The following is an 18,449-nucleotide window of genomic DNA, read 5'->3' as shown; positions in this document are numbered from 1 at the left end:
GCCGCACGGAGGGTGAACGTGGACGCCACTGACATGGGTAGCGACCTGGCACAGGTTCTTATCTCGCAGGAGGAGATCGCCCAGCGGCTCGATGAGATGGCCGCCCAGATCGACGCGGACTACGAGGGCAAGGACATCCTGCTGGTGGGTGTGCTCAAGGGAGCCGTCTACGTCATGGCGGACCTCTCGCGCCGTCTGCACCGCAGCGCCCCCATGGACTGGATGGCCGTGTCCTCCTACGGCTCGGGGACCAAGTCCTCCGGCGTGGTGCGCATCCTGAAGGACCTGGACGCGGACCTGACCGGCCGCCACGTGCTCATCGTCGAGGACATCATCGACTCCGGCCTCACCCTGTCCTGGCTCGTGGGCAACCTCTCCAGCCGCGGGGCCGCCAGCGTCGAGATCGCCACGCTCCTGCGCAAGCCGGAGGCGGCCAAGGTGGAGGTGGACGTCAAGTACGTCGGCTTTGACATCCCCACGGAGTTCGTCGTCGGCTACGGCCTGGACTACGCCGAGCGCTACCGCAACCTGCCCTTCATCGGGACCCTGCGCCCTGAGGTCTACGGGGGCTGAACATGCGCAGCGAGATCTTTGCCCAGTCCCACGCGGAGCAGCAGTCGACCCAGCGCTGGACCCTGCAGTCCTCCAGGATGCTGCGCGTGCTCATGGGCCCTGAGGTCATCGCCGCCCAGGGCGCCATGGTCGCCTACCAGGGGCAGATGGACTTTAAGTACCAGGGAGCCCGCTCACTGGGCGGGATGCTGAAGAAGGCTGTGTCCGGCGAGGGCGGCAACCTCATGCGCGTGTCCGGGCAGGGTGAGGTCTTCTTCGCCCGCTCGGCCCAGCGGATCTTCCTGCTGGAGCTGGAAGGGGACGTTCTGACGATCAACACCCGCTCCCTGCTCGCCTTCGACGCGACCCTGGACTACGACGTGACGGCCATGGGCAACGCCGGCCTGCTGGCTGGCGGGCTGTTCAACCTCCAGGTCCAGGGCCACGGGGTGGCGGCCCTGTCCTGTGACGGCACGCCGATGGTGCTGGACTGCTCGGTCCAGCCCACCTACGTCGACCCGCAGGCAGCGGTGTGCTGGTCCGCCAACCTCCAGCCGCAGCTCCACTCGACCTTCAAGATGGGCTCGCTGATCGGCCGCGGCTCGGGAGAGTCCTTCCAGCTCGGTTTCCACGGTCCCGGCTTCGTCGTCGTCCAGCCCTCAGAGGGCCAGCCCGTCGTCGCCGCCAGCTGAGGGGGATCGCGGACCGACGCCGCTGCTCGCCTATAGGGGATCTGCACGCCTGAGGCGAACGAAGCCCCTGCCTCGTGGTACGCGCACGAGGTTGTCGGATACCGTCAGGTGATCACATGCGCGAAGGGAACACACCTCGATGAGTGACACTGGTCAGCCCGGCGGCAGCCGCCCCGCGGACACCAAGGACAAGAAGGGCACCTCGCCCTCAGGCCGTAGCCCCAAGCGGGATAAGGGCGGCAGGTCGCGCAAGCGTGGCCCGCTGGGCAGCCCCTTGATGTGGGCCGCGCCCGTGGTGCTCCTGGCGCTGCTGGCGTGGATGGTCCTGTCCGCCATGGGCGGTTTCCGGGCGATCGACACCTCTGACGGCCTGGCGATCCTCAAGGACTCCCCGGAGACGGTCAAGTCCGTGACCGTCATTGACGGTACCCAGCGCGTGGAGCTCACCCTGACCGAGAGCTACACCCGCAAGGCCAAGGAGTCTGGCCAGACCGACCAGAAGCTGGGCAAGAAGGTGCAGTTCACCTTCACGGACGCCCAGGCTGAGCAGGTGGACAAGCTCGTTCAGGACGCCAAGCCCTCGGGTGGCTTCAACTCCGTCGTGCCGACGGCGAGCTGGTGGTCCTCCATGCTCCAGCTCATGCTGCCCATGCTCCTGCTGCTGGGCCTTATGTGGTACCTCATGGGGCGGATGACCGGCGGACGCGGCGGGGCGATGGGCTTTGGCAAGTCCAAGGCCAAGGTCGGCTCCAAGGAGATGCCCGAGGTCACCTTTGACGACGTCGCCGGTGAGGACGAGGCCGTTGAGGAGCTGGAGGAGATTCGCGAGTTCCTGGCCGAGCCTGAGAAGTTCCAGGCCGTGGGCGCCAAGATCCCCAAGGGCGTCCTGCTCTACGGCCCTCCCGGAACCGGTAAGACGCTGCTGGCCAAGGCCGTGGCCGGTGAGGCGGGCGTGCCCTTCTTCTCCATGTCCGGCTCGGAGTTCGTCGAGATGTTCGTCGGCGTGGGAGCCTCACGCGTGCGCGACCTGTTCGAGCAGGCCAAGGAGAACGCGCCGGCCATCATCTTCGTTGACGAGATCGACGCCGTCGGCCGTCACCGCGGCTCAGGAACCGGCGGCGGGCACGACGAGCGCGAGCAGACCCTCAACCAGCTGCTGGTGGAGATGGACGGCTTCGACGCCTCGACCAACGTCATCCTCATCGCCGCTACCAACCGCCCTGACGTGCTCGACCCCGCGCTGCTGCGCCCGGGCCGCTTCGACCGTCAGGTGGCCGTCGAGGCCCCGGACATGGCCGGGCGCGCTGCGATCCTGCGCGTGCACGCCAAGGGAAAGCCCATGACCCGCGACGTCGACCTCGATCAGGTCGCCAAGCGCACCCCCGGCTTCACCGGCGCGGACCTGGCCAACGTCCTGAACGAGGCGGCGCTGCTCACTGCGCGCTCCAACGCCCAGCTCATTGACAACCGGGCCCTGGACGAGGCGATCGACCGTGTCATCGCCGGCCCTCAGAAGCGCACGCGTGTCATGAACGACCACGAGAAGGCCGTCACCGCCTACCACGAGGCCGGTCACGCCCTGTGTGCGGCTGCCGGCGCCTACTCCGATCCGGTCACCAAGGTCACCATCCTGCCCCGTGGCAAGGCGCTGGGTTACACCATGGTCATGCCCAGTGATGACAAGTACTCCACCACGCGCAACGAGCTGCTCGATCAGCTGGTCTACGCCATGGGCGGTCGCGCGGCCGAGGAGCTGGTCTTCCGCGACCCGACCACCGGCGCCTCCAACGACATCGAGAAGGCCACGGCCACGGCCCGCAAGATGGTCACCGACTACGGCATGACCCGCTCGGTGGGTGCGGTCAAGCTCGGGACCACTGAGAACGAGACGGTCCTGGGCCTGTCCGCTACGCAGCGGGACTTCTCGGAGCAGGTCGCAGCCAGCGTCGACGTCGAGGTGCGTGAGCTTATGGACGCCGCCCACCGTGAGGCCTGGGAGATCCTCACCCGCAACCGGGCCGTCCTGGAGGAGCTGGCCACCCAGCTGCTGGAGAAGGAGACCCTGCTGGAGAAGGACCTGGAGCGCATCTTCGCGCCGGTGGTCAAGCAGGGTGAGCGACCGCTGTGGCGCTCGGACGAGTCCCTGGTCCTGGAGGGGGACCTCGCGGCGGGTACCTACTTCTCCGGCTCCTGCCTACCGCGTCGCCGCGCGGTGGGGGATGACGCGGCCGCGAGCCCGGCCGAGGCTCCCGCGGCGGGCGAGGTGGCCGAGCCTGCTGCGCCGGTGGACGGGGGCGAGGCATGAGCGAGGACCAGGACCCTGGTACCCGGACGCGTGGCGCCGGCCCTTCGCCACGCCCCTACGACGCCGAGGGCGTACGCCGGGCGGTGCGGGACCTGCTGATCGCGATCGGGGAGGACCCGGACCGCGATGGTCTGCGGGAGACCCCTGACCGGATGGCCCGGGCGTATGAGGAGATGTTCGCGGGCCTACGCGAGGACCCCGGTGCTCACGTGGAGAAGGTCTTCGACGTCGGCCATGACGAGATGGTCCTGGTGCGTGACATCCCGATGTACTCGGTGTGCGAGCACCACCTCCTGCCCTTCCACGGGGTCGCCCACATCGCCTACATCCCCAGTGAGGACGGGCACGTGACGGGTCTGTCAAAGCTCGCGCGGCTGGTCGAGGGCTACGCGCGCCGCCCACAGGTCCAAGAGCGTCTGACGGCTCAGGTGGCTGACGCCATGGTCGAGCGCCTGGGCGTGCGAGGCGTGCTCGTCGTCGTCGAGGCCGAGCACCTGTGCATGTCGATGCGCGGGGTGCGCAAGCCCGGGGCCTCCACGGTGACCTCGGCGGTGCGTGGGCAGTTGCGTGCGGCGGCCACGCGAGCTGAGGCCATGAGCCTCATCCTGGGACGCCACTGACTGCCACTGACGCAGAAGGCGGCCCCCACCAGCGGTGGGGGCCGCCTTCGTGCTCAGCCTGCTCAGGCCCAGGGGTCCACGAGGATGCGGATGGGGTTACCCGCCTTCTTCTCCAGGTGCTCGATCCCGGTGGCGATGTCCCGCAGTGGCACCACCTCCGAGATCGACTCGCTCAGGTCCAGCCGGCCGTAGCGCAGCATCTCGGCGAGCATCGCGATGTCCTGGGTCTGGTAGCCCAGGTGTCCCAGCACCTGCTTGCTGCGCAGGTTGAAGGTGAGGAAGTCGCCGAGATTCATGTCCTTGTCGCTCATACCCACGGTGACGACCTTGCCGTGGTTGTCCAGGCTCTCGACCGCCTGGCGCAGCGTGGAGGGGATGCCGACGGCGTCGAAGGCGACGTCGATCATGCGCCCGCCGGTGGCTTGGGTCAGGTGCTCCAGAAGCTTGGGGTCGTCGGCCCTGAAGACGTGGTCAGCCCCCAGCCGCTTGGCCCGCTCCAGGCACTGGTCGTTGAGGTCGATGCCGATGATCGGCACGGCGCCGGCCAGCCGTGCGAGCTGGACGATGTGCGTGCCTACCCCGCCCAGGCCCCATACGGCCACGGCGTTGCCGGGGTGGACCTTGCCGGTGCGCACGACGGCGCCGAAGGGAGTGGACACGGCGTCGGCGAGGATGGCGGCTTCCTTGAGGTCCACCTCGTCAGGTACCCGGGTCATGCCCACGGCGTTGGCGATGGTGTACTGCGCCCAGCCGCCGTCGTAGGCGAAGGCCATGAGCTGGAGGTTGAGGCAGGCGGTGAAGTCTCCGCGGCGACACATGCGGCAGGTCAGGCACGGGCGCCCGGCCGAGGGGATGACGCGGTCGCCGACCTGCCAGCCGGCCACGCCGGGGCCGAGGGCGTCGATGGTGCCGGCTGCCTCGTGACCCTGGGTCACCACAGGCAGCAGGTCCGGGAAGTAGCCGTGGATGAGGGACAGGTCGGAGTGGCAGATGCCGCAGTAGGCCACCTTGACGCGTACCTGGCCTGGGCCGGGCTCCGGAATCGGAATCTCCTCAACCGTCACGCGTCGGCCCTCGGCGTAGAAACGCTCGGCGAGCATCATGTCGGGCATGTGATCACATCCTTGGAATCAGTAACAGAGCCGGCTCGGTGCCGGATCCCGACGATGTCATCGTAGGCCGAATGTCCTAGGTGCGTGGTGGGAATGGGGATCAGCCGTGTGCCATGAGTCCTTGGTGGAGGTTTGGGGTGTGCGCGGTGCCCACGGTGCGCCGGCAGCGAGATCCCGGCGTGAGCCAGGCAGGCACGTTAGGCTGGGGCGGTGAACCAGGCTGATCTTCTCGCTCCGTCGCCGCTGCCGGAGCGCCTGAGCGCTGCCACGCGCCAGGGTCGCACGCTGGTCATGGGGATCATCAACGTCACGCCGGACTCTTTTTCCGACGGCGGCCGCTGGCTCGCGGCGGACAAGGCCGTCGAGCACGGCCTGGAGCTCCTGCGCCAGGGGGCCGACCTGCTGGACGTGGGTGGGGAGTCCACCCGTCCCGGTGCCAGCCGCGTCAGCCCCGCCGAGGAGACCGATCGCGTCCTGCCGGTGGTTCGTGAGCTGGTGGCCGCAGGCGCAGTGGTCTCGGTGGACACCATCCACGCCGCCACGGCCGAGGCCGTCACGCAGGCCGGTGCCCTCATCATCAACGACGTCTCTGGTGGGCTCGCCGATCCCCGCATGCACGGCGTCGTCGCGCGGGCCGGTGTGGTCTACATCTGCCAGCACTGGCGCGGCAACCCCGAGACCATGGACCAGCTGACCGACTATGGCGGCGACGTCGTGGCGGGGGTGAAGGCTGAGCTGCGCCAGCGCCTGGATGAGCTCGAGGCTGCGGGGGTCGATCCTGCCCAGGTGGTCGTCGACCCAGGACTGGGCTTCGCCAAGACCCACGAGCAGTCCTGGCAGCTGCTGGCGGCCACGGCTCGCCTGCGCCAGGACCTGGGGCGCCCAGTCCTCATCGGTGCCTCGCGCAAGCGCTTCCTGGCTGGCGCCGTCGCCGCCGATCGTGCCGGGGACCCGACCTCGCGCGACGCCGCAACCGCTGCTACCTCTGCCCTGGCCGGCGCCGCCGGCGCCTGGGCCGTCCGAGTCCACGAGGTCCCGGCCAACCGGGACGCCGTCATGGCTGCCTCCTTCTGGAAGGAATCACGATGAGCACCGTCCTGACCCAGGACCAGATCCGACTGACCGGGCTGTCGGCCCGCGGCTACCACGGCATGCTCCCCAGCGAGCGCGAGGAGGGGCAGCTCTTCGTGGTCGACGCCGAGCTGCGCCTGGGCGTGCGGGGCACGGCGGTGGCTGCCGTGACTGACTCCCTGAGGGACGCCGTTGACTACTCGGCGGTGGCCGCGGCGATCGTTGACGTCATCGAGGGTGAGCCGGTCAACCTCATCGAGACCCTGGCGGCGCGCGTGGCTGAGGCTGCTCTGGCCTTTGAGGCGGTGCGTGAGGTCGAGGTGACGGTGCACAAGCCGCAGGCGCCTTTGGAGGTGGCCTTCGAGGACGTCTCGGTGACGATCGTGCGTCGCAGCGAGGAGGACCTGACTGCCGCGCCGTCGGCCGGCAGGTCAGCCTTCCTGGCCGCACCGCCGGCACCCGCCGCGCCGGCCGCCCACGCTGCTGCGCCGCCACTGCCCGAGCCTGGGGCGGAGTCCGCGGCCTCGCCCGTGGTCTCATCCGTGGAGGAGGCCGCTGCGGCGGCGCCCCCGGCGGTGGAGGACTCCTCGCCCCTGGCGCAGGAGCTTCCCGAGGCGCCGCTCGCCGTCCAGGTTCAGGATGCGCTCATCGCAGGGATCGCGCCGGAGCCGCCCGCTCCGGCTGACGCGCTGGGAGCCGGAGCGGTGGCCTCCGCCGTCGGGCTGGCCGGTGCCGCCGGCATGGCTGAGGCCGTGGGACTGCTGGACGAGGACGCCGCGGTACCGGTACAGGAGGAGGCCGCGTCCGAGGACCTGGCGGCGCCACTGACCGAGCCCGCGCAGGATGAGGCTGGGCAGGAGGAGGTCGCGCAGGAGTCTGCCGCGTCCGCGGAGCCGATGCCGGCTGACCAGGGTGGGCAGGCCCCGGCGCCAGCCCCTGAGCCTGCTCCCGCACCGCCGGCTCCACGCGACCTGCTGGCGCAGACCCCGGAGCAGGCGGTCGAGGCCGTCATCGCCCTGGGCGGCAACGTGGGAGGTGTTGTCCCGGCGCTGCGCCAGGCCGTGAGCACACTGCGCTCGACGCCGGGCGTGACAATCACTGACGTGGCCCCTCTGGCCCGCACGGCCGCCGTCGTCCCTGAGGGGGGAGCCGAGCAGCCCGACTACCTCAACACGGTGGTCCTGGTGACGACGACCCTTGCTCCGCGCGAGCTCCTGGCCGTGTGCCAGGGCCTGGAGGCTGATGCCGGCCGCGTGCGCACCGAGCCCAAGGGTCCGCGCACCCTGGACGCGGACATCATTACCTACGAGGGTGTGTCCTCGACCGACCCCGAGCTCACGCTGCCGCATCCTGCTGCCGCCCAGCGCGCCTTTGTCCTGGTGCCCTGGGCCCAGGCAGATCCCTTCGCTGAGATCGGGGACCAGCCCGTGGCCGCCCTGGCAGAGGTCGCTCCTGACCGTGAGGGTGTGCGTTGGCTCGCCCTGGACTGGCTGGACTCCGACCACCTGCCTGCCCTGCCGACCGGCCAGTACGTGGCGCCGCCGCTGCCCCAGGAGGCCCCAGTGGCTCAGCAGGAGGCAGCTGCGGCGCCCGCTCCCGAGGCGCCTGCCGAGCCTGCCCCTGCCCCTGAGCCTGCACCCGTGCCAGAGCCCGCACTCGCGCCAGTCCCGGAGCCTGCTCCGGTTCCAGAGCCTGCGCCTGAGGCGGATCCTGAGCCCGCACCCGCGCCGGAGCCGGCACGCGAGGAGCTGAGCGTGCCTGAGGCGGACCTCGCTGCCGCACCTGTGGACGAGGTAGCCCCCAGCCCCGAGGTCCCTGCCCCCGCCTCGGCGTCCTCCCCGGCCTGGCCTGCCTCTGCGGTTCCCGCGCCCCCGGTGCCCCCGGCTCCGCCGTCGACCTCAACCCCTGACCCTGCTGCCGTGCCGTCTTCGGAGACTAATGACACCTCAGCGCTCACACCGGACCCCGCTGCCTTCCCCACGGCCGTGGACGCGGACGGCAAGGAGGAGTGGGCGCAGCCGCTTGGCTGGGACGAGGTGATCGGCGGACGGGACGGACAGTCCTGATGCGCCGCACGCGCTGGACCGGCGTCCTCGCGTGCTTCGCCACGTCGGCCGTCGTCAGCTGGGTCGCCCTGGACCTTGTGCTGCGTCACCGTGGCTGGGTCCCTGCCCTCACCCCCTGGGGAGCGGCGGTGGCCCTCGCGGTGGCTCTGGTAGTGCTCGTGGCCGGCCACGCCGTGCGCCGCATGCGGGAGCACCGCCCGACCTGGATGACGCCGACCGGTGCCGCGACCACCGCGGCCGCCGCCCAGGCCTCGGCCATCGTCGGCGCCATCGTGGCCGGCGTCTACGCAGCTGAGCTGGCGGTGGCACTGATCGCTCCGGCTTCCCCAGCGATGGACACCCTGGGATGGACCGCCGGTGGCTGCCTGATCGCCTCCCTGGCGTGGTGCGTGGCAGGCGTGGTGGTCGAGCACTGGTGCGCGATCGACATGAGCGATGACGACGACGAGGACGGCTCGTCCGGCTCGGCGCTACCCAGCGGCGGCGCGACGGCCTGAGCCTGGCGAAGGAGGGGCTTCCTCCTGGCGGAGGAGGCGGGCAGACGTGCTGGCGTGAGAGGCTGGAAACCCCAGCCCCCGCAAGGAGCCACCGTGACTGCTTCCCGTCCGACCGAGTCCACTGCCCCTGAGCCCGGCCGGCCCGCCGATCCCGCCTCCGTCTCGCCTTTCAAGCCTGAGGGCGTGGAGTTTCGCCCCGTTTCGCCCAAGCTGATCACTGCCCGCCTGACGGTCAACCTCGGCTTCGACGCCGTGGTCATCATCGTCTTCCTCGTACTCGGCGCCATGCACAGCCACTGGTGGTTCCTGGGAGCGGGCGCGACGACGGCGACCACCTTGTGGGAGGCCTGGCTCATTCCTCGCCAGGTGCGTGCCATGGGCTACGCGCTGGGGGAGGACCACCTGCTGTGGCGCAAGGGCATCATGTTTCGTCACCTCTCGGTGGTCCCCTACGGACGCATGCAGTTCGTGGACACCTCCCAGGGCCCGCTGGCCCGCCACCTCGGTATCGCGGAGGTCAAGCTCCACACGGCCTCGGCCTCCACTGACGCCACGATCAACGGCCTGCCGGTGGCTGAGGCCGAGCACCTGCGCCAGCTGCTGTCCGAGCGCGGCGAGGAGAGGATGAGCGGGCTGTGAGCGCCAGGAAGAACGGCACGGACGCGGCCGAGCGCTCGATCAGCCTGCCGCAAGGACTCCAGTGGCAGCGCATGCACCCCGTCACCCCGCTGCTGGAGGGGTGGAAGGTCATTGCCGCGCTCCTGGCCTTCCTCACCTACCAGAACGCGGATGAGGCCTACCAGGCCTACCAGGCCATCTCCAAGGAGGGCCTGCCCTTCAGCCAGTCCCAGCTGGTGTGGATCCTTCCTGCAGTGGGAGCGGTCCTGGTGCTCCTGGGCATCGCCTTGTTCCTGGGCTGGCGTTACAAGACCTATGCCGTGGACCGTGACGGTGTCTACCTGCGCTCGGGGGTGCTGACCAAGCAGCTGCGGATCGCGCGCCTGCCGCGGATCCAGTCCGTCGACGTCGTCCACCCGTTGCTGGGCCGGGTCTTCGGGCTCGGGCAGCTGACGGTCGAGGTGGCCGGCAGCGGCGACTCCCGGGTGGTGCTGGGTTACCTGCCCACCGCGCGGTTGGAGGAACTGAGGGACCTCATCCTTGACCTGGCGGCTGGCGCGCAGACCAACGGAGCCGGGCGAGCAGCCTCTGACCGGGCGAGCCAGGAGCCTGGGAGCGCTGAGGCGCCGGAGGCGGCCACGGCGTCGCCCCTGGCGGCGCCGGCGCAGGACGGAGGCCCAGCCGGGGCCGGGCTGGCGCCACGAGGCTTTGAGGATGCTGCGGCTGCGCCGCCGGCCGGCGGCCGGCAGCGTGAGGAGTACCCGCTGTACGAGGTGGACACGAAGGTCCTCATCGGCTCGATCCTGCGTTCGGCGGCCATCGTGACGACCGCCGTGATCGTGGTGGTCTTCGCGATCTTGTTCGTGGTGACTCTCACTGCGAGCGATACCGCGGACCTGGGAGAGCTCATCGGCGTGATCGTGCCGATGGCGATCATGCCGCTGACCGCCGTCGGCGTCGTGTGGGGGCGCTTCAACCGGGGGTGGCGCTTCCGTGCCTTTGCCACCCCGGCTGGCATCCGCGTGCGCTACGGCCTGACGGCGGACACCTCCTCCACGCTGCCACCCGGGAGGGTGCACGCCGTGAGCCTGCAGCAGGGGCCGCTGTGGCGTGGCAAGGACTGGTGGAAGGTCGTGGCCTGTGTGGCCGGGCGTGAGAGCGTGGACTCCTCCTCGGGCCAGGTACAGGAAAACGGCTCGAACATCCTGCTGCCGGTGGGGGACCGTGACACAGCGCTGCGAGCCCTGTGGCTGGTGACCCCTAACCTGGGGGTGGCTGACCCCGACGCCCTGCTGGAGGCCGTCCTGTCAGGCATGGACGACGACGGCGTGGGGGACCCGGGGGCGCCCATCGGCTCGCCTGAGCGTGGCCTGATCCGTATCAGCCCCCGGGGACGGGTCTTCTCTCCCCTGGCCTGGTGCCGCGAGGGGATCGTGCTGACCGATACCTGCGTCATCCTGCGTACGAGCCGGTTGTGGAGGAACACCAGCGTGGTGCCCTACGAGCGGATCCAGTCGGTCAACATCAGCCAGGGGCCGCTGGCCCGACGTCGCAGGCTGGCCAAGATCGAGCTGTGCATGGTGAGCATCGGTCAGGTGTCCACCGGGATGTCCAACCTCGATCTGGGGGACGCTGCCGCGCTGGAGCGCGTTATCTCTGATCGGGCGCTGCGGCGTCGTCGGGCCGAGAGGATTGACCGCTGGCTGGCCAGGGCCGTGGCCGAGCCTGCTGCCTGACGTCCAGGCGTGAGACGATCACGCCATGACTGAGCCACACTCCTGCGCCAACCCGGTCGTTGAGCCTGAGACCTCTCGGCCAGGGCGGCTCGGGGTCGGCATCATCTCAGCCGGCAAGGTCGGCGCGGTCCTCGGTTCGGCCCTGCGGGCGGTGGAGCACCAGGTCATCGGCGTCCACGCCGTCTCGCAGGCCTCGCGTGAGCGGGCTGAGGTCATGCTGCCGGGCGTCCCGGTGCTGGAGGTGGAGGAGATCATCCGCCGCGCCGAGCTCGTGCTGCTGGCCGTGCCTGACGATGCCCTGGCAGACCTGGTCACTGGCCTGGCTGAGCTCGGGGCGTGGCAGATGGGCCAGATCGTGGTGCACACCTCCGGGCGCTACGGCATCGAGGTCCTCGCGCCGGCGCAGGCGGCCGGTGCGATTCCGATCGCCCTGCACCCGGCCATGACCTTCTCCGGCATGTCCACGGACCTGGCCAGGCTCACGGGCTGCCCGATGGCGGTGACGGCGCCGCCGGCCTTCCTGCCGATCGGGCAGGCGCTGGCGGTCGAGCTGGGTGGGGAGCCCTTTGTGCTGGCGGAGTCGGCGCGGGCGGCCTACCACGCGGCGCTGGCCCACGGAGCGAACCACCTGGTGACGCTCGTGGGGCAGGCCGTGCGGGCGCTGACGGCGGCTGGCGTGGAGGACGGGGCGGCGACTCTTCGCCCGCTGCTCAGTGCAGCCTTGGGCCGTGCGCTGCACGAGGGGGCGGACCAGGCGCTGACCGGGCCGGTGGCACGGGGGGACGCCGGGACCGTCCAGGCGCATCTGGAGGCGCTCTCGCAGCTGCGTGATGATGAGGGGAAACCGCTGGAGGACGTGGTAGCGACCTATCGGGCTCTGGCCCGGGCAACGGTGGACCGCTGCGAGTCCACCGGCCAGATCCAGGCAGCGGCGGCGGAGCACCTACGCGGAGTCCTGGGCTGAGACCAGTGCCAGCCGACCACCTGCGCGCCCTGCGACCACGCAGTCCTCGACCGACCTCCTGTGTGCCCCGCGACCGCGCAATCCCCGACCGACCTCGGCATATGCGCGAATACCGGGGTCGACCGGGGCACACAGGAGGTCGGTCGGCAGGCAGGTGGTCGGTGGGCGCGGACTACTCTGGAGCCGTGACTTCGACTGTGTCTTCCACGTCCTCCCCCCTCGCCACCCTGACCCGTACACGCGCCGAGCTCGCTGCAGCGCTGGACGGCGACGTCGCCCCGCGCGCCGTCGTCATGACCATGGGCGCCCTGCACCAGGGCCACTTCGACCTCGTCGCGGAGGCAGCCCGCCGCGTAGGCCCGAGCGGGACGGTTGTTGTCACGATCTTCCTGAACCCCCTCCAGTTCGCCCCGGGGGAGGACCTCGACGCCTACCCGCGCACCCTGGACGCTGACGTCGCCGGCATCACCGCTGCGCTGACGGACGAGGCCGGCGCGCCGCGCGTGGGCCGTCTCATCGTCTTCGCTCCCACGCCGCAGGTCATGTACCCGGCCGGCGAGCCCACCGTGCGCCTGGACCCGGGGCCCATGGCCACTGTTCTCGAGGGTGCCACGAGACCCACACACTTCGCCGGCGTGCTCCAGGTGGTGCTCACCCTCATGCACCTCACCCGCCCGCGCTGGGCGCTGTTCGGGCGCAAGGACGCCCAACAGCTGGCGATCGTCTCCGCCATGGTCCGTGACCTGGCCGTGCCGCTGGAGATCGTCCCCGTGGACATTCGCCGTGAGGAGGACGGCCTGGCCATGAGCTCGCGCAACGCCTACCTCTCGGCCACCGAGCGCGGCCAGGCGCTGGCGCTCTCCCGTGCGCTGGAGGCTGGGCGGCAGGCCGCGGCCAGCGGTGCCGACGCCGCCGGGGTCCGGCAGGTGGCAGCTGAGCTGCTGGCGGGTGCCGAGGGCGTCGAGGTCGACTACGTCGCGGTCGTTGACCCGGACAGCTTCGTCGAGCGCGCCGGCGCCGGCCTGGGCCTGCCTGCTGCGGACGACGCCGCAGCGGTCGCCACCACCGGGACCGTCCTGCTGGCCCTGGCTGCCAAGGTCGGTTCGACCCGGCTGATCGACAACACGCTGGTGAGCCTCGGCTGAGCGCGTCGGCCCGGGCCAACCGGCTGGCAGGGCGACAGCGCCGAAGGGGTGGCGCGCGCCGTCGTCGGCCCTCCCTCCGCGGCGCAGGTGTGAGGCACGCGTGCTGTCACCTCGCTCACCTCGCCGCCTGGCAGGGCACCGCACGGCATACCCTTGGCCGCGATGAGCACTCGCACCCGGACGATGATGACGTCCAAGATTCACCGCGCCACCGTCACCCAGGCCGACCTCAACTACGTCGGCTCGATCACGGTGGACGCTGCGCTGCTGGAGGCCGCTGACCTGCTGCCCGGCGAGCGTGTGGACATCTGCAACTGCACCAACGGCAACCGCCTGTCCACCTACGTCATCCCCGGCGAGCGTGGCGCGGGCGAGATCTGTGTCAACGGGGCGGCGGCGCACCTGGTCTCGCCCGGGGACATCGTCATTCTCATCGCCTACTCCCAGATCGACGACGCCGCCGCACGCACCTACCTGCCCCACGTCGTCTTCGTGGACGCCAAGAACCAGATCGTGGACCGGGGCAGCGAGCCTGGCCAGGTTCCCGTCGACTCTGATGTTGCCCGGCTGCAAGGCCTGGTGTCCTCCGGGGTCAGCTTCGAGCAGGCTCGCGGCTGAGGCCGAGGCGCCCTGCTCCTGGCCCGCCGCCGCGCAGTCCCCTCCCTTTAGGCTTAGGTCCCGTGAAGGCACGCGTCATCCTGCTCACCGGCCCCTCCGGCTCTGGCAAGACCTCTCTCCTGCGCAGGGTAGGCGCACGCCGGCTCAAGCTGGACGACTTCTACCGTGATGGTGACGAGCCTGGCATGCCGCTGCTGGATGGGCGGGTGTCCGGCGAGGCTGGCGTGAGCCAGTCGGAAGCCATGAGCCTCATTGACTGGGACCACCCGGCCAGCTGGGATGCTGAGCGCGCGATGACGGCGATCCTCCAGCTGTGCCAGAGCGGTCGGACGACGGTGCCGGTCTACTCGATCGCTGACAACGCGACCGTGGGCAGCGAGGTGCTGGAGCTAGGGGCGGAGAAGGCTTTCGTGGCCGAGGGGATCTTTGCTGCTGAGCTCGTGGAGCGTTGCCGTGAGGCCGGTGTGCTGGCTGATGCCCTGGTGCTGCGCAGGCCGACAATCCAGACCTGGTGGTTCCGGCTGCGCCGGGATGTCAATGAGCACCGCAAGCCCCTGCACGTCCTGCTGACGCGTGGGGTGCGCCTGGCGCGTGAGGAGCCGGCCAAGATTGCCGCCTGGGTGCGCCAGGGGTGCCGCGCCGTCTCCCGCCAGGAGTGCGAGGACACGATCCGGGGGCTGATCCGCTCCTGAGCCGCTGTTTGGCGGGCGCCTGGCCGATAGGCAGGCGTTGGCTCTGCCTGCCTTGCTTCTTTTCAGTGCTGCCTCTGCTGTTTTGCGGCGCCGACCCTGCGTGACTCCAGCGCCATCCTGATTGGTGTACGTACCTGCGCGGATAGGTGCGTACACCTAGGACTGTGGCGTGCTCCCCGGGGCCCAGGGAGCACGCCACAATCGTGTATGCACGTATCAATGGGGGTAGCGCTGCTTTTGTCGCGCGCTCGCGGGCTCAGGCGCGCTTGACCAGCGGGAAGGTGATCGTCTCGCGGATGCCCTGGCCGGTCAGGGCCATGAGCAGACGGTCGATGCCCATGCCCATGCCGCCACAGGGTGGGAAGCCCTGCTCCATGGCCACGAGGAAGTCCTCATCCAGCACCATGGCCTCGGGGTCGCCGTTGGCGGCGGCCAGGGCCTGGGCCTCGAAGCGCTCGCGCTGGACCACCGGGTCGGCCAGCTCGGAGTAGGCGGTGCCCAGCTCGAAGCCGCGCACGTACAGGTCCCACTTCTCCGTCAGCCCTGGCTTGGAGCGGTGGTAACGCGTCAGGGGTGAGGTGTCCTCGGGGAAGTCGTAGACGAAGGTCGGGGCCCACAGCTTGTTTCCGACCGTCTCCTCGAAGATGTCCTCGACGATCTTGCCGGCCACCGCGAAGTCATCCACCTCCAGGTCCAGCTTCTCAGCCAGGGCCACGAGGTGCTCGCGGGGAGTCTCGACCGTGATCTCCTCGCCCACGGCGTTGGAGACCGAGGTGTACAGGTCGATCTTGTCCCACTCGCCTGACAGGTCGTACTCGGTGCCGTCGGCCAGAGTGACGACCTCCTTGCCCTCCTCCAGGCCGAAGGCGTCACGGGCCGCCTGCTGGACGAGGTTGCGGGTCAGCTCAGCCATGCCGTTGTAGTCGGAGTAGGCCTCGTAAGCCTCCAGCGCGGCGAACTCGGGGGAGTGGGAGGAGTCGGCGCCCTCGTTGCGGAAGTTGCGGTTGATCTCAAAGACGCGGTCGACGCCGCCCACCACGGCGCGCTTCAAGTAGATCTCCGTGGCGATGCGCAGGTAGAGATCCATGTCGAAGGCGTTCATGTGGGTGACGAAGGGCCGTGCAGCCGCGCCTCCGTGGATGACCTGGAGCATGGGGGTCTCCAGCTCCAGGTAGTCGCGGCGGTGGAAGTTCTCGCGCAGGGAGCGCACGACGGCGGCGCGGGTGCGCACCATGTCACGGGCGGCCGGGCGGGTGAGCAGGTCGAGCTCACGGCGGCGCACGCGGTTGTCCTCGGACAGGGAGACGGTCTCGCCCTTGTCATTGGTCCAGGTCTTGGGCAGCGGCCGCAGGGCCTTGGAGGCGATGCGCCAGGCCGGGACCTCGACGGCGTCGTCGCCGAGCTCGGGCAACTGCTCGGCGGAGTGGCCGGCGGTCAGGGCGGTCTCAGCCATGACGGACAGCTCGCCGCGGCGCGAGGAGATGACGCGGCCGTGGACGAAGAGGTGGTCGCCCAGGTCGACGTCGGACTTGAAGGAGGCCAGGCTCGTGTGACCCTCGCCGGGCAGGTTCTTGGCGGAGATCATGGCCTGCAGGGTCCGGCCGGCGCCGTCGGCCAGGGCAACGAAGCACAGCTTGCCCGAGGAGCGCAGGAAGGTCACGCGCCCGGCCACGCCTACGACGTCGTCAGTCTCCTGGTCGGCCTCCAGGTGGCTGTAGCGCTCGCGGACAGCCTGGATGGTGGTGGTGACGGGCACCTGGACCGGGTAGGGCTCCCAGCCCTCGGCGCGCAGGCGTTCACGCTTGGCGGCGCGGATCTCGAACTGCTCGCCCGGGCCGGGCTCGGCCTTGGACTGCTTCTTGGCCGCCTGCTTGTCCTGGGCCTGGGAGGCATCGGCGGGCAGGGAGGCAGAGCGTTCAGTCGCGTCAGTCATGGGGGAAGTCTAGCGGTCACAGGAAGCGCAGGCCGACGCCGGTTGGTGGGGCGGCGCAGGGCATTGGAACGGGCCGTTGGCGATTGGTGCGTGCCTTCCTGAATGTGCAGCGCTTGTCAGAGCCTGGGACGCACGTACCAATCGCCGAAGGCCGTCTCAATCGGGGAAAGCACGCAGCAGACGGCATGTCCGGGCCTCCGATCTCCCCGGTTCCCACGTTCCAGCAGCGCACGACGACGCCGCCCGCCTCGCGAGCGAGACGAGCGGCGCCGTCGTGGGTCATGACAGGCGAGCAGCCGCAAGCGGCGCGCAGCCTGCGCCCAGCCTCAGTTCTCGGCCGTCAGCAGCGCCTTCATACGAGAGCGCGAGCCCTGCTCGCGCAGGGCGGCGAGCTCGGACAGGTAGGTGGAACGGAAGCGCTCGTCCTCGGCGAGGTTGGAGAAGATGGCGGCGTTGCGGATGAAGGCCAGCTCGCCCTCACCGCCACGCCCAGCCTCCTGGGCCTGGGAGAAGGGCCGCAGATCGTCCACCTGCTCAATCTCCCCGCCGTTCTCGTCGCGTCCGAGCACACCGAGCGACCACGCCGCGCACAGCGCCGTACCCATGCGGATCGGGCGGCCGGCGGCGAGGTTCTCACGCAGTCCGGCGAGCACAAACTTGGGCATGCCCGAGGGGCCGAAGAAGGCCAGGCGCGCCAGGGTGTCGGCGATGGCCTCGTTAGTGAAGCGCTCGAAGAGGGTGTCGATGTACTCACGCAGGTCGATCCCGGGCACCGGCCGCAGGGTCGGCAGCACCTCGCGGTCGAGGTAGGTGCGGATCCAGGTCGAGATGTCCGCGTCCGCGGCGGCGTCGTGGGCGTAGGTCATGCCCAGCAGGCGCCCCCAGTGGCCCAGCGCCTGGTGGGAGCCGTTGAGCAGACGCAGCTTCATCAGCTCGTAGGGCACCACGTCCTCCACCAGCTGGACGCCCACCTCCTCGTACGGCGGGCGGCCCAGGGTGAACTGGTCCTCCAGCACCCACTGGGTGAAGGGCTCAGCGACCACGGGCCAGTTGTCGTGCACACCGAGGACCTTCTCGGCCTCCTCGATGTCCGCCGGCGTGGTCTTGGGGGTGATGCGGTCGACCATGCAGTTGGGGAAGGAGACGTTGGCCTCGATCCACTGCGCGAGCTCGGGATCGCTCATGCGGGCCTGGGAGACGACGGCGGTGCGGGCGGCGTGCCCGTTGCCCGGCAGGTTGTCACAGCTCATGACGGTGAAGGGCGCGGTGCCGGCCGCGCGGCGAAGGCGCAGCGCCTCAACGATGTAGCCGAAGGAGGTCTCCGGCTCGCTGGGGTGGGCGGCGTCGTGCACGGCCCCGGCCGAGTCGGTGCGGAAGGCGCCGGTGACGTCGTCGATGTTGTAGCCGCCCTCGGTGACGGTGAGCGAGACGATGCGGGTGGTCGGTGCGGTCATGACCTCAAGGACGCCGTCGCGGTCCTCGGGGGCGAACTTGTAGTCGTGGATCGAGCCGATGATCGAGGTCTCGTGGTGGCCGTCGGGGTGCTTGAGGGTGAGGGAGTACAGGTAGTCCTGTGCGGTCAGGGCGTCGCGCATGGCGCAGTCCTGGGGCATCAGTCCGACGCCGCAGATGCCCCAGTCCAGGGCCTTGTCTTCGCGCATGAGGCGGTCGAGGTACATGGCCTGGTGGGCGCGGTGGAATCCGCCCACGCCCATGTGGACGATGCCGGTGGTGACGGCGGAGCGGTCGTAGGTGGGGGCGAGGGGGTGGGTGGCCAGGGTGGTCATGGCAGTGTCCTTGTCAGTCGAGGCGGATAGAGGTGAGTGTG

Annotated in this window: 16 protein-coding genes; 13 read left to right on the top strand and 3 right to left on the bottom strand. The window is 70.1% G+C overall.

From position 1 onward, the window contains the following. Positions 1–18 precede the first annotated feature (18 nt). The 4 genes from hpt to folE all read left to right on the top strand — a co-directional run bounded on the left by hpt (position 19) and on the right by folE (position 4,169). On the top strand, positions 19–573 hold the full coding sequence (hpt, locus tag CYJ26_RS06265; RefSeq protein ID WP_034236501.1) for a hypoxanthine phosphoribosyltransferase: 555 nt from the start codon (positions 19–21) through the stop codon (positions 571–573). Between the two features lie 2 nt (positions 574–575). Then, positions 576–1,244 carry an AIM24 family protein gene (locus CYJ26_RS06260; protein ID WP_006548266.1) on the top strand — a complete coding sequence of 223 codons (669 nt, stop codon included), beginning with the start codon at positions 576–578 and terminating at the stop codon, positions 1,242–1,244. Between the two features lie 139 nt (positions 1,245–1,383). Beyond that, positions 1,384–3,549, top strand: a complete 2,166-nt coding sequence (gene ftsH / locus CYJ26_RS06255) for an ATP-dependent zinc metalloprotease FtsH (RefSeq protein ID WP_101638143.1) — start codon at positions 1,384–1,386, stop codon at positions 3,547–3,549. Then, positions 3,546–4,169: a GTP cyclohydrolase I FolE gene (folE, locus tag CYJ26_RS06250; protein ID WP_006548268.1), complete on the top strand. Its 624-nt coding sequence runs from the start codon at positions 3,546–3,548 to the stop codon at positions 4,167–4,169. Before ftsH ends, folE begins: the two co-directional genes overlap by 4 nt. Positions 4,170–4,231: 62 nt before the next feature. On the opposite strand, the gene CYJ26_RS06245 is transcribed toward folE, so the two are convergent. Beyond that, on the bottom strand, positions 4,232–5,281 hold the full coding sequence (locus CYJ26_RS06245) for a zinc-binding dehydrogenase (protein WP_006548269.1): 1,050 nt from the start codon (positions 5,279–5,281) through the stop codon (positions 4,232–4,234). A 210-nt stretch (positions 5,282–5,491) separates the two neighbouring features. On the opposite strand from CYJ26_RS06245, the gene folP reads away from it, so the two are divergent. The 9 genes from folP (at position 5,492) to CYJ26_RS06200 (ending at position 14,688) form a co-directional block, all read left to right on the top strand. Further along, positions 5,492–6,370 carry a dihydropteroate synthase gene (gene folP, locus CYJ26_RS06240; protein WP_006548270.1) on the top strand — a complete coding sequence of 293 codons (879 nt, stop codon included), beginning with the start codon at positions 5,492–5,494 and terminating at the stop codon, positions 6,368–6,370. Beyond that, on the top strand, positions 6,367–8,418 hold the full coding sequence (folK, locus tag CYJ26_RS06235; RefSeq protein WP_101638142.1) for a 2-amino-4-hydroxy-6-hydroxymethyldihydropteridine diphosphokinase: 2,052 nt from the start codon (positions 6,367–6,369) through the stop codon (positions 8,416–8,418). Before folP ends, folK begins: the two co-directional genes overlap by 4 nt. Next, complete coding sequence (locus CYJ26_RS06230) at positions 8,418–8,915, top strand: DUF3180 family protein (protein ID WP_006548273.1); 498 nt, start codon at positions 8,418–8,420, stop codon at positions 8,913–8,915. Before folK ends, CYJ26_RS06230 begins: the two co-directional genes overlap by 1 nt. 93 nt (positions 8,916–9,008) lie before the next feature. Continuing rightward, positions 9,009–9,554 (top strand): PH domain-containing protein, encoded by a 546-nt coding sequence (locus CYJ26_RS06225; RefSeq protein ID WP_024036080.1) that lies wholly within the window; start codon positions 9,009–9,011, stop codon positions 9,552–9,554. After that, a complete protein-coding gene (locus CYJ26_RS06220) occupies positions 9,551–11,269 on the top strand; it encodes a PH domain-containing protein (protein WP_101638141.1) in 1,719 nt (572 codons plus the stop codon). The genes CYJ26_RS06225 and CYJ26_RS06220 overlap by 4 nt, the downstream gene beginning before the upstream one ends. Positions 11,270–11,294: 25 nt before the next feature. Continuing rightward, complete coding sequence (locus tag CYJ26_RS06215) at positions 11,295–12,233, top strand: Rossmann-like and DUF2520 domain-containing protein (RefSeq protein ID WP_034236453.1); 939 nt, start codon at positions 11,295–11,297, stop codon at positions 12,231–12,233. A 185-nt stretch (positions 12,234–12,418) separates the two neighbouring features. Then, on the top strand, positions 12,419–13,378 hold the full coding sequence (panC, locus tag CYJ26_RS06210; protein WP_396335618.1) for a pantoate--beta-alanine ligase: 960 nt from the start codon (positions 12,419–12,421) through the stop codon (positions 13,376–13,378). Positions 13,379–13,540: 162 nt separating this feature from the next. Next, complete coding sequence (gene panD, locus CYJ26_RS06205) at positions 13,541–13,996, top strand: aspartate 1-decarboxylase (RefSeq protein WP_006548278.1); 456 nt, start codon at positions 13,541–13,543, stop codon at positions 13,994–13,996. 62 nt (positions 13,997–14,058) lie between these two features. Beyond that, positions 14,059–14,688: an ATP-binding protein gene (locus tag CYJ26_RS06200; protein ID WP_024034750.1), complete on the top strand. Its 630-nt coding sequence runs from the start codon at positions 14,059–14,061 to the stop codon at positions 14,686–14,688. 256 nt (positions 14,689–14,944) lie between these two features. On the opposite strand, the gene CYJ26_RS06195 is transcribed toward CYJ26_RS06200, so the two are convergent. Together CYJ26_RS06195 and CYJ26_RS06190 are read right to left on the bottom strand one after the other, a co-directional pair. Beyond that, the gene (locus CYJ26_RS06195) at positions 14,945–16,621 is read right to left on the bottom strand and encodes a lysine--tRNA ligase (protein WP_006548280.1); all 1,677 of its coding nucleotides are present in this window, start codon (positions 16,619–16,621) and stop codon (positions 14,945–14,947) included. Between the two features lie 326 nt (positions 16,622–16,947). Beyond that, complete coding sequence (locus tag CYJ26_RS06190; RefSeq protein ID WP_006548281.1) at positions 16,948–18,408, bottom strand: mannitol dehydrogenase family protein; 1,461 nt, start codon at positions 18,406–18,408, stop codon at positions 16,948–16,950. Positions 18,409–18,449: the final 41 nt, after the last annotated feature.

The organism is Actinomyces urogenitalis, from assembly GCF_002861525.1.
GTDB lineage: Bacteria > Actinomycetota > Actinomycetes > Actinomycetales > Actinomycetaceae > Actinomyces > Actinomyces urogenitalis.
This window is presented reverse-complemented; position numbering and strand designations above follow the sequence as displayed.

Bases quoted from the DNA above. Each gene is read 5' to 3' on its own strand.
- CYJ26_RS06260 (WP_006548266.1), top strand. From the start codon at position 576: ATGCGCAGCGAGATCTTTGCCCAGTCCCACGCGGAGCAGCAGTCGACC.
- ftsH (WP_101638143.1), top strand. From the start codon at position 1,384: ATGAGTGACACTGGTCAGCCCGGCGGCAGCCGCCCCGCGGACACCAAG.
- folE (WP_006548268.1), top strand. From the start codon at position 3,546: ATGAGCGAGGACCAGGACCCTGGTACCCGGACGCGTGGCGCCGGCCCT.
- CYJ26_RS06245 (WP_006548269.1), bottom strand. From the start codon at position 5,281: ATGCCCGACATGATGCTCGCCGAGCGTTTCTACGCCGAGGGCCGACGC.
- folK (WP_101638142.1), top strand. From the start codon at position 6,367: ATGAGCACCGTCCTGACCCAGGACCAGATCCGACTGACCGGGCTGTCG.
- CYJ26_RS06230 (WP_006548273.1), top strand. From the start codon at position 8,418: ATGCGCCGCACGCGCTGGACCGGCGTCCTCGCGTGCTTCGCCACGTCG.
- CYJ26_RS06215 (WP_034236453.1), top strand. From the start codon at position 11,295: ATGACTGAGCCACACTCCTGCGCCAACCCGGTCGTTGAGCCTGAGACC.
- panD (WP_006548278.1), top strand. From the start codon at position 13,541: ATGAGCACTCGCACCCGGACGATGATGACGTCCAAGATTCACCGCGCC.
- CYJ26_RS06195 (WP_006548280.1), bottom strand. From the start codon at position 16,621: ATGACTGACGCGACTGAACGCTCTGCCTCCCTGCCCGCCGATGCCTCC.
- CYJ26_RS06190 (WP_006548281.1), bottom strand. From the start codon at position 18,408: ATGACCACCCTGGCCACCCACCCCCTCGCCCCCACCTACGACCGCTCC.